The sequence below is a fragment of the Serratia sp. CY71090 genome (genome assembly GCF_052166845.1).
Lineage (GTDB): Bacteria > Pseudomonadota > Gammaproteobacteria > Enterobacterales > Enterobacteriaceae > Serratia > Serratia nematodiphila.
In genome coordinates this window covers 35,188-47,927 of the sequence record NZ_JBJNOA010000011.1, presented here as the reverse complement: position 1 = coordinate 47,927, position 12,740 = coordinate 35,188, and the positions used below count along the sequence as shown (strand labels likewise).

Annotated in this window: 10 protein-coding genes; 4 read left to right on the top strand and 6 right to left on the bottom strand. The window is 59.7% G+C overall.

Translation table 11 applies throughout. The features are described from left to right. Positions 1-48: 48 nt before the first annotated feature. The 4 genes from malM to ACJ8OK_RS19080 form a co-directional block, all read right to left on the bottom strand. The gene (gene malM, locus ACJ8OK_RS19095) at positions 49-951 is read right to left on the bottom strand and encodes a maltose operon protein MalM (RefSeq protein WP_135638707.1); all 903 of its coding nucleotides are present in this window, start codon (positions 949-951) and stop codon (positions 49-51) included. A gap of 97 nt (positions 952-1,048) precedes the next feature. Next, positions 1,049-2,338 carry a maltoporin gene (locus tag ACJ8OK_RS19090; RefSeq protein WP_060560386.1) on the bottom strand — a complete coding sequence of 430 codons (1,290 nt, stop codon included), beginning with the start codon at positions 2,336-2,338 and terminating at the stop codon, positions 1,049-1,051. Positions 2,339-2,370: 32 nt separating this feature from the next. Beyond that, entirely contained in the window at positions 2,371-3,480 is a 1,110-nt protein-coding gene (gene malK, locus ACJ8OK_RS19085) for a maltose/maltodextrin ABC transporter ATP-binding protein MalK (RefSeq protein ID WP_004936708.1), read from the bottom strand. Continuing rightward, positions 3,473-4,444, bottom strand: coding sequence for an alpha-amylase family glycosyl hydrolase (locus ACJ8OK_RS19080; RefSeq protein ID WP_033633567.1), 972 nt, complete (start codon positions 4,442-4,444; stop codon positions 3,473-3,475). Before ACJ8OK_RS19080 ends, malK begins: the two co-directional genes overlap by 8 nt. A gap of 361 nt (positions 4,445-4,805) precedes the next feature. Here ACJ8OK_RS19080 and malE point away from each other — a divergent pair, with 361 nt between their 5' ends. From malE to malG, 3 genes are read left to right on the top strand one after another with little or no spacing between them, the layout of a single operon-like run. Next, on the top strand, positions 4,806-5,999 hold the full coding sequence (malE, locus tag ACJ8OK_RS19075) for a maltose/maltodextrin ABC transporter substrate-binding protein MalE (RefSeq protein ID WP_033631965.1): 1,194 nt from the start codon (positions 4,806-4,808) through the stop codon (positions 5,997-5,999). A gap of 57 nt (positions 6,000-6,056) precedes the next feature. Continuing rightward, the gene (gene malF, locus ACJ8OK_RS19070) at positions 6,057-7,634 is read left to right on the top strand and encodes a maltose ABC transporter permease MalF (RefSeq protein WP_033631964.1); all 1,578 of its coding nucleotides are present in this window, start codon (positions 6,057-6,059) and stop codon (positions 7,632-7,634) included. An 11-nt stretch (positions 7,635-7,645) separates the two neighbouring features. Next, the gene (gene malG, locus ACJ8OK_RS19065) at positions 7,646-8,536 is read left to right on the top strand and encodes a maltose ABC transporter permease MalG (RefSeq protein ID WP_021505147.1); all 891 of its coding nucleotides are present in this window, start codon (positions 7,646-7,648) and stop codon (positions 8,534-8,536) included. Positions 8,537-8,747: 211 nt separating this feature from the next. Here the strand turns inward: malG and psiE are convergent, their stop codons facing one another. Further along, a complete protein-coding gene (gene psiE, locus ACJ8OK_RS19060; RefSeq protein WP_015379238.1) occupies positions 8,748-9,155 on the bottom strand; it encodes a phosphate-starvation-inducible protein PsiE in 408 nt (135 codons plus the stop codon). A 224-nt stretch (positions 9,156-9,379) separates the two neighbouring features. Between psiE and ACJ8OK_RS19055 the strand changes: the two genes are divergently transcribed. Beyond that, positions 9,380-10,816 (top strand): capsule assembly Wzi family protein, encoded by a 1,437-nt coding sequence (locus ACJ8OK_RS19055; RefSeq protein ID WP_135638712.1) that lies wholly within the window; start codon positions 9,380-9,382, stop codon positions 10,814-10,816. Positions 10,817-10,877: 61 nt separating this feature from the next. On the opposite strand, the gene pgi is transcribed toward ACJ8OK_RS19055, so the two are convergent. Then, the gene (gene pgi, locus ACJ8OK_RS19050) at positions 10,878-12,524 is read right to left on the bottom strand and encodes a glucose-6-phosphate isomerase (RefSeq protein ID WP_033631962.1); all 1,647 of its coding nucleotides are present in this window, start codon (positions 12,522-12,524) and stop codon (positions 10,878-10,880) included. Positions 12,525-12,740 lie beyond the last annotated feature (216 nt).

Below are 12,740 nucleotides of genomic sequence, written 5' to 3'. Positions count from 1 at the left end.
TGCGCCAAGGCGCACCAATCATCGAGCCAGCATCGGCAGCGCCGGGTGTTACCCCTTGCCTTTAACGCTGCTGATAAACGTTTTACGCGCAGTGGCAGAGCCCAACTTCTCGGCCTCATTCATCAGCTTCAGCGCCTTGTCGATATCACCCGCCTTCACCGCCTGCTTGATGCCGTTATTGAAGTAGCTTTCGGTATCGTTGAGCATCGGTTCCGCCGGTTTCTCCGGCGTCGGCATCGGCGCCGCCGCGGCCGGGGTGCTCGCCCCCACCACCACCGGCGCCACGGTCGGCGCAGGCTGCAGCATGCCGATCATCACGTTGCCGGTGCCCTGTTCAGCGGTGACCTTAAGCTTCAGCGTGCCGGTCGTCGCGTGGCCGGCGATCGGATCCGGGATATCCGGCACCGCGTTGCCCACCCCCTGCGCATAGGCCTTGGCCGGGTTGGTCAGCTGCGTAGTTTTCACCAAATCCTGGCGGGTGGTGTACACCAGCAGGTAAATCTGTTTTTGACCTAGCGCCGGCGTCAGCTTCAGCGTGCCTTCGAGACGATCGGAGGACATCGCCCCCGGCGGCTGGTAAGGGAAATAGCTGCTCGGGTAATACGCCGCCGGGCGCAGATGCTCGTCCAGCACCAGCACGCTCGGCGCGTACAGCGAATTGTTCTTGGCGAGGCTGCTCAGCGTCACTTCCAGCGAACCGCGATCGGCCGGCAGCGTATAGGCGGCGATCGCCCCCTGGATCTCGCCCTGATTGAGCTGCGGGCTGACGGCGTCGAGCTTCACCTCTTGCGACACCGGCGGCTGCAACGGCTGCCACGGCAGGCTTTGCAGCGTGGCGGCGCTGATGGCCGGCGCGACGGAAACGTTGGCCGGCGTATCGGCATTGGCCGCCAAAGGCGCGCCGACGGTCAGCGCCAGCGACAGGCAGAGTGACAGCAGATTCTTTTTCATCGTTATATCCTCTTTCAGCGCCGCGATGGATCAGGCAAGAGATCCGGCCGCGGCGAATGCGATTGGGGGAGAGCCTGCGGCCCTCCCCGTCCTGTCGTTACCACCAAATTTCCATCTGGGCGCCGAAGGTGACTTCGTCATCCTTGCCGCGGCTGAAGGTATGCATGCTGGTGTCGTTGTATGCGGTGCCGGCGTTATACCCGGCATCATCGCCGGTGGCGTAGCCCCACTTCTCATCCCACTTGGCGTAGGTGGCGAACAGGCGGATGGCCGGACGCGACCAGATGCTGTTGCCCGCCTGCCATTGCTGCGCCAGGGTCACTTTATACTGGCCGTTGCGATCGCCGGTGCGCTGGGATTTGACGTTGTCATAGCCGGCTTCCAGCAAGGTGCTCATGATCGGCGTCCATTTGTACATCGGGCGCACGCCCACGGTGTACCAGGTGGTGCCGTTGTTGTTGTCGCGGTCGATGTCCTGGAACATGGCGACGTACATCAGCGCCCATTGATCGTTGAAGTCGATGGCGCCGTGATCCAGCACGCGGATCATCTTGCCGTTGTTATCGATGGTGGCGCCTTCGTTGCGGCCGTTGTTCTGCGAGGTCATCGAGTCGGTGGCGTACTGCAGCACGAACTTGTTGTAACCGTTCAGGATGCTCTGCGTGTGTTCCGCGGTGAACATCCAGCCGTCTTTGCTGGCGCCGTCCGCCAGGCGGTAGTTATCCTGCGCATTGGCGCGGCCGTAGTCCACGCCCAGCTCCAGGGTGCCGCCCGGGTTCAGCTCCAGGCCGGCCAGACGCAGGTCGAAAGTGTCGTTGACGGTCGGACGCTGTTTCCATTCGTTATCCAGATAGCCGTAAGAGCCGCCGGATTCGGAGTTGCGGGTCACGGCGGCGGACAGCTTGCCGAAGCCCAGATCGATGTTTTCCAGACCGGCGCCCGGGCCGGAGATATCCCAGTAGTAGAAGTCGATCATGTGAACGTCATGACGCTGATAGAAACGCTTACCGGCCCACAGCGTGGAGCCCGGCAGCCAGTCGATCAGGTTTTTACCCTGCACGTTGACTTCGCGGAAGCCCGGCGTCACGTCTTCCCAGTCGGAACGTTGCGAGACCGAATAGGCCAGGTTGGTGTCGAAATAGAAGCTCTTGTCGCCTTCTTTCCACACTTCCTGCCCCAGTTTCAGTTCGGCGTAGGTTTCACATTCGTTGCCGAGACGGTATTTGCTCGCGGCGCCGGTGGCCTTGAAGCACTGTTGCTCACCGCCGCTGCCGGTCCAGCCGATGCCGGAACGGGCGTAACCGTGAAAATCTACGGCCAGCGCCTGAGTAGAGAGAACACCGGCGGCGACAGCCAGTGCCAGAGGAAGTTTGCGCAGAGTAGTCATCATTATTCTCCTGTTATACCGACTTTGATGCTTTAAACGCCCGGCTCCTGGTGCAGCCGTTTACATGCCGTACCGTCTTCACGGAACAGGTGGCAACGATGAGGCGGCAGGCCGATGGCGAATGTGGCACCTTCTTCTACCAGCACCACGTCGTTCTGGCGGTACACCAGGTTTTGACGGATGGCCGGGATTTGGATGTGGATTTGCGTCTCGTTGCCGAGCTGCTCCACCACCTGTACGTCGCCGGTAAGCCGCACTTCAGAGGCTTCGCCGGGCAGCAAATGTTCGGGGCGAATGCCCAGTGACAGGTTGGCGCCGGGCTGAACGCCCGCGCCTTCCACCGGCAGCCAGACCAGTTGACGGTTGGGCAGTTCGACCTGCACCTGTTGCGGCTGCGCCGCGGTCACCTTGACCGGCAGGAAGTTCATCTTCGGCGAGCCGATAAACCCGGCGACGAAGCGGTTGGCCGGGTAGTGGTACAGTTCCAGCGGCTTACCGACCTGCGCCACGCGACCGGCGTCGAGCACCACGATCTTGTCGGCCAGCGTCATCGCTTCGACCTGATCGTGAGTGACGTAAATCATGGTGCGCTGCAGGCGCTTGTGCAGACGGGAGATCTCGATGCGCATCTGCACCCGCAGCGCGGCATCGAGGTTGGACAGCGGTTCGTCGAGCAGAAACACGTCCGGCTCGGCCACCAGCGTGCGGCCGATCGCCACGCGCTGACGCTGCCCGCCGGACAGCGCCTTCGGCCGCCGATCGAGCAGGTGCGCCAGCTGCAGCACCTCGGAGACCTGGTTCACCCGTTGATTGATTTCCGCTTTCCTGGCGCCGGCCAGCTTCAGGCCGAACGACATGTTGTCCGCCACCGACAGGTGCGGATACAGCGCGTAGGACTGGAACACCATGCCGATGCCGCGCTCGGAAGGCGGCACCTCATTCATCCGTTTCTCGCCGATCAGCAGGTCGCCGGAGGTGATGTCCTCCAGCCCGGCGATCATGCGCAGCAGCGTCGATTTGCCGCAGCCCGACGGCCCGACAAACACCACAAACTCGCCGTCTTCGATGGTCAGATTGACGTCTTTGGAAATCACAGCCTCACCGAAGGCCTTATAAACGCTGCGCAGTGTCACGCTAGCCATGCGTTACTCCCCTGCTTTCGCAGTTAACATGTCGTGTGAAAATGGCGGAGGCAAAGCCCGCCAAAACCCATTGATGACCCTCTTGCTGCGCGCCGTGCTGCCATGCCAACGGCAAGGTCGCCTCAGACGGCGCGGCCGCCTGAGTATAAGGCTGCAGGTTTATCAGCGCTTCAAGGCATTGATCCTGATGGGTAATAAGTAAGCGCACCACGCCATCCCGCTGGCTGACCGCGTTCAGCTCGCCGCGCTGGATGAGCGGCGAACGGCGCAGGGCCAACAGCGCCTGGCAGTAACGTAAGGTGGAGTGGCTGTCGTGCTGTTGGCGGCTGATGGCCAATGCGCGGTGTTCGATCGCCACCTGCTGATACCAGCTAATCTCCCCGGCTGTGACCTGTTCGGGGGCTTCATGCCACGGCATCGGCGTTTGCGCGCCGCGCGGATCCTGCAGGCCGGCGGCATGCGGCAGCCCCAGCTCTTCGCCCTGATACAGGCAGATCGGCGCCGGCAACATCGCCAACAGCGTCAAAAAGGCGGCGGCGGAACGCAGATCGCCTTGCCCCCAGCGGCTGACCACTCTTGGCTGCTCGGCGTCCCCGGTGCTCCACAGGCTGTCCGCCAACGTGGCGCGGCGGGCGTGCAACACCGCCGCCAGCTTCTCCGCGCTGAACGGCATCACGTCCAGCGCCAGCGCGCCGTGGGCGAACCGCTGCAGCGCGACGGCATTGCGAACGCGGTTGGCTTCATCGCCGTACCACAGCGTCAGCCCTTCGCCCGTCACCGTCGCCTCGGCCTCCGGCGCCAGCGTCTGCGGCAGCAACAGGCCGTCGATCGACAGCGCTTTCAGGTACGGCAGCGCCGCCAGCATGCCGTGCGCGTCGCCCACGCCGTCCCCGTTTCCGTCACGGAAACTGGCCGGATGGATCCGGTACAGGGTGGGCTGAGTGGCGATAGGCATTGACGACATAAATCCGGTATCCCTGCTGCGCGTGGCGTTAAAAATCATCGATGTGCCGATAGTGCGGGAGTCACCGGAAAGGGTAATCATCCGTAACAGGATTTTTCATGGGGGAGGAGGCGGGAGGATGAGAGAACGACCGCGGCGATGAGAAGTTCCGCGCTTAAGGCAAATCTGTGATCCGGCTGGCAAAAATCGCCCCCCTATTTTGTGCCTGACGCCACAGAATAGAGCACAACGTTAACTGGATCACACTCCTCATCTCAGGGGCGTAGAGGGGGGGAGGATGAGAATATGTCGCGTTGTGACCCACTATTACCGCGAAACGTCTCTCCTTGATTTATGTGCCCACAAAAAGAAGGACTGGATTATGACTCGCAGCATTACCCTCGCCCGCACGCTGGCGCTCTCGGCACTGGCCACCCTGGTGCTCTCTTCTTCCGCCTTCGCCAAGATTGAGGAAGGCAAACTGGTTATCTGGATCAACGGCGACAAGGGCTATAACGGCCTGGCGGAAGTCGGCAAGAAATTCGAAAAAGACACCGGCATCAAGGTCACCGTCGAGCACCCGGACAAACTGGAAGAAAAATACCCGCAGGTGGCCGCCACCGGCGACGGTCCTGACATCATTTTCTGGGCCCACGACCGCTTCGGCGGCTATGCGCAGTCCGGCCTGTTGGCCGAAATTCACCCGTCCAAAGCCTTCCAGGACAAGCTGTTCCCGTTCACCTGGGACGCCGTGCGCTATGACGGCAAGCTGATCGGCTACCCGATCGCCGTCGAAGCGCTGTCGCTGATTTACAACAAGGACTTGGTCAAACAGCCGCCGAAAACCTGGGAAGAGATCCCGGCGCTGGACAAACAGCTGCGCGCCGCCGGCAAGAGCGCCATCATGTGGAACCTGCAGGAACCCTACTTCACCTGGCCTATCATCGCCGCCGACGGCGGTTATGCCTTCAAGTATGAAAACGGCAAATACAACATCAAGGATGTCGGCGTCGCCAACGCCGGTTCACAGGCAGGCCTGCAGTTCATCGTCGATCTGGTGAAAAACAAACACATCAACGCCGATACCGATTACTCGATCGCCGAGGCCGCGTTCAACAAAGGCCAGACCGCGATGACCATCAACGGGCCATGGGCCTGGAACAACATCGAGCAGAGTAAAATCAACTACGGCGTGACGCTGCTGCCGACCTTCAAAGGCAAACCGTCCAAGCCGTTCGTCGGCGTGCTGACCGCCGGCATCAACGCCGCCAGCCCGAATAAGGAGCTGGCGACCGAGTTCCTCGAAAACTACCTGCTGACCAACGAAGGGCTGGCGGACGTCAACAAAGACAAACCGCTGGGCGCGGTGGCGCTGAAATCCTACCAGGAGGCGCTGGCCAAAGATCCGAAGATCGCCGCCACCATGCAGAACTCGCAAAATGGGGAAATCATGCCGAACATCCCGCAGATGAGCGCCTTCTGGTACGCCGAACGCAGTGCAGTGATCAACGCCGTCAGCGGCCGTCAGACGGTGAAAGCCGCGCTGGACGACGTGCAGACCCGCATCACCAAGTAACGACGTCGTGCGGGGCGCCGTGGCGCCCCGCCATTGCTTCACAGAAAGGAACGCCCTATGCAATTCGCTCACGCGGGGACGCCTGCGCGTAAAAAATCGAAGTGGTGGCAAAGCGACGCGCTGAAATGGCTGGTGGTCGGCCTGTTCAGCCTGGTGACCTGCTACCTGATTGTGTTGATGTATGCACAGGGTGAATACCTGTTCGCCATCCTGACGCTGATCCTGGTCAGCGCCGGACTTTACGTCTTCGCCAACCGCCGCGCCTACGCCTGGCGCTATGTGTATCCCGGCGTCGCCGGCATGGGACTGTTCGTCCTGTTCCCGCTGATCTGCACCATCGCCATCGCCTTTACCAACTACAGCAGCACCAACCAGCTGACCTTTGAGCGCGCGCAATCGGTGCTGATGCAACGCCAGTTCCAGAGCGGCAAAACCTTCACCTTCGGCCTCTACCCGGCGGAAAATCAGCAATGGCGCCTGCAATTAACCTCGCCGGACAGTGAACAGCCGTTGATTTCCGAGCCTTTCCGCCTCGACGCCGCTGCGCCGCAAACCCTGACATTGACCACGCAGAGCGCCGCGCCGCAGGGCGAACGCGCCACGCTGCGGGTGATCACCCAGAACCGGCAAGCGCTGAGCCAGCTGGTGGCGCAACTGCCCGACGGCGGTGAATTGCGCATGAGCTCTCTTCGCCAATTCTCCGGCACCCGTCCGCTGTATGCGCTGGACAAAGACGGCAGCACGCTGACCAATAACCAGACCCAGGTCCGCTATCGACCGAACGGCGACATCGGCTTCTATCAGGCGATCAACGCCGACGGCGGCTGGGCGCAGGAAACCCTGAGCCCCGGCTATACCGTCACCACCGGCTGGAAAAACTTCCTGCGGGTGCTGCAGGACGAAGGCATCAAGAAACCGTTCGTGTCGATCTTCATCTGGACCATCGTGTTCTCGGTAATGACGGTGATCCTCACCGTGGCGGTCGGCATGGTGTTGGCCTGCGTGGTGCAGTGGGAGGCGCTGAAAGGCAAGGCGATCTACCGCGTGCTGCTGATCCTGCCCTATGCGGTGCCGTCGTTCATCTCGATCCTGATCTTCAAAGGGTTGTTCAACCAGAGCTTCGGCGAAATCAACATGATGCTCAGCCATCTGTTCGGCATCAAACCCGCCTGGTTCAGCGATCCGCTCACCGCCAAGAGCATGATCCTGATCGTCAACACCTGGCTCGGCTACCCGTACATGATGATCCTGTGCATGGGGCTGCTGAAAGCGATCCCGGACGATCTGTACGAGGCCTCGGCGATGGATGGCGCCAACCCGTGGCAAAACTTCTTCCGCATCACCTTGCCGCTGCTGATCAAGCCGCTGACGCCGCTGATGATCGCCAGCTTCGCCTTCAACTTTAACAACTTCGTGCTGATCCAGCTGCTGACCAACGGCGGCCCGGACATGATCGGCACCACCACGCCGGCCGGCTATACCGATCTGCTGGTCAGCTACACCTACCGCATCGCCTTCGAAGGCGGCGGCGGGCAAGACTTCGGCCTGGCGGCCGCCATCGCCACGCTGATCTTCCTGCTGGTGGGCGCGCTGGCGATCCTGAATTTGAAAGCCAGCAAGATGAACTTCGATTAGGGAGAATAACGATGGCCATGGTTCAACCCAAATCCCAGCGCTTGCGCCTGTGGATCACCCATATCTTGATGCTGTGCTTTATCGCCCTGATCATGTTTCCGCTGCTGATGGTGGTCGCCATCTCGCTGCGCTCCGGCAACTTCGCCACCGGCAGCCTGATACCGGAAACCCTCTCTTGGGATCACTGGCGGCTGGCGCTCGGCTTCAGCGTCACCCACGCCGACGGCAGCGTGACGCCGCCGCCGTTCCCGGTGCTGTTGTGGCTGTGGAACTCAGTCAAGATCGCGGCGATCACCGCCATCGGTATCGTGACGCTGTCCACCACCTGCGCCTACGCCTTCGCCCGCATGCGTTTTCGCGGCAAGAGCACGCTGTTGAAAAGCATGCTGATCTTCCAGATGTTCCCGGCGGTGCTGTCGCTGGTGGCGCTGTACGCCCTGTTCGATCGCCTGGGCCAGTACATTCCGTTTATCGGCCTGAACACCCACGGCGGCGTGATTTTCGCCTACATGGGCGGCATTGCGCTGCACGTCTGGACTATCAAAGGCTATTTCGAAACCATCGACAATTCGCTGGAAGAAGCGGCGGCGCTGGATGGCGCCACGCCGTGGCAGGCGTTCCGTCTGGTGCTGTTGCCGCTGTCGGTGCCGATTCTGGCGGTGGTATTCATTCTGTCGTTTATTGCCGCCATCACCGAAGTGCCGGTGGCGTCGCTGCTGCTGCGCGATGTGAACAGCTACACGCTGGCGGTGGGGATGCAGCAATATCTCAACCCGCAGAACTATCTGTGGGGCGACTTCGCCGCCGCCGCGGTGCTATCGGCGATACCGATTACCGCCGTGTTCCTGCTGGCGCAGCGCTGGCTGGTGGGCGGCCTGACGGCCGGCGGCGTGAAGGGGTAATTTGTGCCACTGCAGTGCGTTTGATGTTTTTCCTTATCTTTTACCCTATGGATTTCAAGTTACAGCTAGGCGACCAGCTCGCTAAGCCCAGGCGCTTACTTCAGTAAGTAACTGGGGTTAGCGAGTGCAGTCAACAACGCTGTCGCTTGAAAGATGACGGGTAATTATATCCTGTGTCTTTGGCGGCCTTTGGCCGCCATTTTTATCTCAGCTACTCCCGTTTCAGCCGGTCGGTGTTGGCCAGATAGAGCGTCACCACCAGCACCAATATCGCCGCCGCGTAGATCAGGGTGTCGATGGGATTTTTGTGATCCACGATAATCAAACGAATAATCGCGGTAATGCCGATATAAATAAAATAGCGCAGCGGGAAATGATAACCCGACTCAAAATACTTGACGATCAAGGCGATAAATTCAAAGTACAGAAAATAAATCACGATGCCTTCAATCAACAGGTAAGAGGACGACTCTTCGCTGTTAATAAATAACACCTTCGCCAGATGGATGGTCTCCTTGACCAGAAACACCACCAGAATTGCCGCCAGCAGCAACAAGCCCACGTTCAGCACCCGCTGCAGCCCCTTCGCTATCATGATCGAACGCGACGTTTTTGCCATAAAACCTCTCCTGAATACCGCTTATATGATTCAACCGTGCCAATATAGGCATTGTCCTAAAAATTCCGCCCTTCGCGAAAGCACTTTAAACCCCATTTAATTCATCACGTTATAATAAGATGTTTCTGGCTTATAGATTTGTAGCAAATCGAAATGTCAACTATCATGGGTCACAGAGATCTTTACATAAAACCAATAACCTCGAATTAACAAGGGAATTCTTTATGCGCGCTAAACTTAACGGACTGGTCGCTGCAGGCCTGTTTACCTGTGCATTGTCCGGCCACGCCGCCGGCCTGGTAGCCCCTGACAACGATCTGCGTAACGATCTCGCCTGGTTGTCTGACCGCGGCGTCATCAACGTCAGCCTGTCCACCTGGCCGCTGAGTCAGGAAGAGATCAGTTCCGTTATCGCGCAGGCCAAACCGGTGACCAACACCGAGAAAAACGTCATCGACCGCGTGCAACGCCGCGTTGACGCCCTGAAAGCCAACATCCGCGTCAGCGGTTACGCCTCGACCGATAAACCCGGCACCCCGCAGGGCTTCGGCCAAAACGAGTACGCCGACGATCGCCTGACCATCGGCGCCGGCGCCAACGGCGAGTTCTGGGACGTGCGTCTGCAGGGCTCGGTGGAAGGCGATCAGCGTGTCAGCGACGGTTCCAAACTCAACATGAACGGCTCCTACGGCGCGGTGAAGATCTGGAACCAATGGCTCTCCTTCGGCGAGGTTTCCCAGTGGTGGGGCCCGGGTTACGACGGCAGCCTGATCCGCTCCGACGCCGCGCGCCCAGTGGCCGGCTTTATGCTGCAGCGCGCCGACCAATCGCCGTTTGAAACCCCGTGGCTGTCGTGGATCGGCCGCTGGCAATACCAGCTGTCCGCCGGCCAGCTGTCGCAGTACAGTTCTGTACCGCACACCAAACTGATCGGCGGCCGTTTCACCATGATGCCTACCGACTTCGTCGAGCTGGGCGCATCGCGCATCATGCAGTGGGGGGGGAAAGGCCGTCCGCAGTCATGGAGTTCATTCTGGGATGCCTTTAGCGGTAACGATAACGATGACTCAGGTCAGGGCAACGATCCGGGCAACCAGCTCGCCGGTTTCGACTTCAAGCTGAAAATGCAGCCGCTGATCGGCCTGCCGGTCAGCCTCTATGGCCAGTTGGTCGGCGAAGATGAAGCCGGCATGTTGCCGTCGAAAAACACCTATCTGCTCGGTCTGGAAGGTCACCCGGAATGGGGCCCGACCACCATCAACTGGTATATTGAAGGTTCCGATACCCGTTCGGATATGAGCCGTAAAAACTACGTGTACAACCACTACATCTACAAAGGCGGCTACTATCAGCAGGGCTACCCGCTGGGTCACGCGATGGGCGGCGACGGCCAGATGCTGTCCGGCCGCGTCGAGCTGGTGCTGGACGACAGTCAGCGCTGGAGCACCCGTCTGGTATACGCCAAGGTGAACCCGCTGAGCCAAAGCATCAACCAGGCGTTCCCGAAATCCGATACGCTGAAGGGCGTCCAGGTCGGTTGGGGTTACACCTTCCCGTCCCAGGTTAAGTTCGATACCAGCCTGTGGTACACCGACAACGATCACAGCACCGCCGACGACGTGGGCGCTGGCGTCAGCTTCGAAGTGCCGATCAACCTGTAATTTTTTGCAGACGTAAAAAAACCCGCCGCGGCGGGTTTTTTATTGGCTTCAGCTCAGGCGCTTAGCGCCATTCCTTGAAGCGGTTGATCAGCGCATTGGTCGAGCTGTCGTGACTGCTGATTTTCTCGCTGCCCGCCAGCTCCGGCAGGATGCGGTTAGCCAGCTGTTTGCCCAGCTCCACGCCCCACTGATCGAAGGTGAAGATGTTCAGGATCGCGCCCTGGGTGAAGATCTTGTGCTCGTACAGCGCGATCAGGCTGCCCAGGCTGAACGGGGTGATTTCACGCAGCAGGATCGAGTTGGTCGGCCGGTTGCCTTCAAACACCTTGAACGGCGCCACGTGCTTGACCTGCTCAGGGGTTTTGCCCTGCGCCGCGAACTCGGCTTCCACCACTTCCAGCGACTTGCCAAACGCCAGCGCTTCAGTCTGAGCGAAGAAGTTGGACAGCAGTTTGGCGTGATGATCGCCCAGTGGGTTATGGCTGATGGCCGGCGCGATGAAATCGCACGGCACCAGCTTGGTGCCCTGGTGGATCAGCTGGTAGAACGCGTGCTGGCCGTTGGTGCCCGGCTCGCCCCAGATGATAGGGCCGGTCTGGTAATCCACCGGGTTGCCGTTGCGATCGACGTACTTGCCGTTGGATTCCATGTTGCCCTGCTGGAAGTAAGCGGCAAAACGGTGCATGTACTGATCGTACGGCAGAATGGCTTCGGTTTCGGCGCCGAAGAAGTTGTTGTACCAAATACCGATCAGCGCCAGCAGCACCGGCAGGTTTTTCTCCGCCGGCGTTTCGGCGAAGTGCTTGTCCATAGCGTGCGCGCCGCTCAACAGCTGCTCGAAGTTGTCATAACCGATGGACAGCGCAATCGACAGGCCGATCGCCGACCACAGGGAGTAACGGCCACCGACCCAGTCCCAGAATTCGAACATGTTGTCGGTATCGATGCCGAACTCGGCTACCGCTTTGCCGTTGGTGGACAGCGCGGCGAAGTGCTTGGCCACGTGCTGTTGATCGGCGGCGCTGCTCAGGAACCAGTCACGCGCGCTGTGGGCGTTGGTCATGGTTTCCTGAGTGGTGAAGGTTTTGGAGGCCACCAGGAACAGCGTGGTTTCCGGATTCAGCGGCTGCAGCGTTTCGGCGATGTGGGTGCCGTCGACGTTGGAGACGAAGTGCATGTTCAGGTGGTTTTTATAAGGGCGCAGCGCTTCGGTCACCATGTAAGGGCCGAGATCCGAACCGCCGATGCCGATGTTCACCACGTCGGTGATCGGCTTGCCGGTGTAGCCTTTCCACTCGCCGCCGATGACGCGCGCGCAGAACTGTTTGATCTTGGCCAATACCGCGTTCACTTCCGGCATCACGTCTTTGCCGTCGACCAGAATCGGGCTGTTGCTGCGGTTGCGCAGGGCAATATGCAGCACCGCGCGATCTTCGGTGCGGTTGATCTTCTCACCGGCGAACATCGATTTGATGGCGCCTTGCAGATCGGTTTCTTTCGCCAGCGCCTGCAGCTTCTCCAGAGTTTCCTGCGTGATGCGGTTCTTGGAATAGTCCACCAACATTTGGTCGTTGAAGGTCGCGGAGAACCTGGAGAAACGATCGCTGTCCTGGGCGAACAGGTCAGCGATCCGTACGTCTTTCATCTGTGCATAATGTTGCTGCAGGGATTGCCAAGCAGCGGTTTGACTAGGATTGATATTTTTCATAGCAACACTCTTAGGCTTGAGAATAAAAATGACGCGTTTGTCCGATTGTAGCCTGTTCGACTGTGATTATGATCTCTTTTCTTGCGATAGGCGCTAACTGTCAACGCATTGCCGCCTCGTTTCAGCTTTCACTCTATACTTTTGGCTAACGGCCTGTTATCGGGGTTGCCGAATTGTCATCAGGCTGTGTCATCGTCGTTTATTTCGTCATTTGAA

Coding starts and splice junctions, on each gene's coding strand:
- malK (WP_004936708.1), bottom strand. CDS start 3,480: ATGGCTAGCGTGACACTGCGCAGCGTTTATAAGGCCTTCGGTGAGGCT.
- malG (WP_021505147.1), top strand. CDS start 7,646: ATGGCCATGGTTCAACCCAAATCCCAGCGCTTGCGCCTGTGGATCACC.
- ACJ8OK_RS19080 (WP_033633567.1), bottom strand. CDS start 4,444: ATGTCGTCAATGCCTATCGCCACTCAGCCCACCCTGTACCGGATCCAT.
- malF (WP_033631964.1), top strand. CDS start 6,057: ATGCAATTCGCTCACGCGGGGACGCCTGCGCGTAAAAAATCGAAGTGG.
- ACJ8OK_RS19090 (WP_060560386.1), bottom strand. CDS start 2,338: ATGACTACTCTGCGCAAACTTCCTCTGGCACTGGCTGTCGCCGCCGGT.
- malE (WP_033631965.1), top strand. CDS start 4,806: ATGACTCGCAGCATTACCCTCGCCCGCACGCTGGCGCTCTCGGCACTG.
- psiE (WP_015379238.1), bottom strand. CDS start 9,155: ATGGCAAAAACGTCGCGTTCGATCATGATAGCGAAGGGGCTGCAGCGG.
- malM (WP_135638707.1), bottom strand. CDS start 951: ATGAAAAAGAATCTGCTGTCACTCTGCCTGTCGCTGGCGCTGACCGTC.
- ACJ8OK_RS19055 (WP_135638712.1), top strand. CDS start 9,380: ATGCGCGCTAAACTTAACGGACTGGTCGCTGCAGGCCTGTTTACCTGT.
- pgi (WP_033631962.1), bottom strand. CDS start 12,524: ATGAAAAATATCAATCCTAGTCAAACCGCTGCTTGGCAATCCCTGCAG.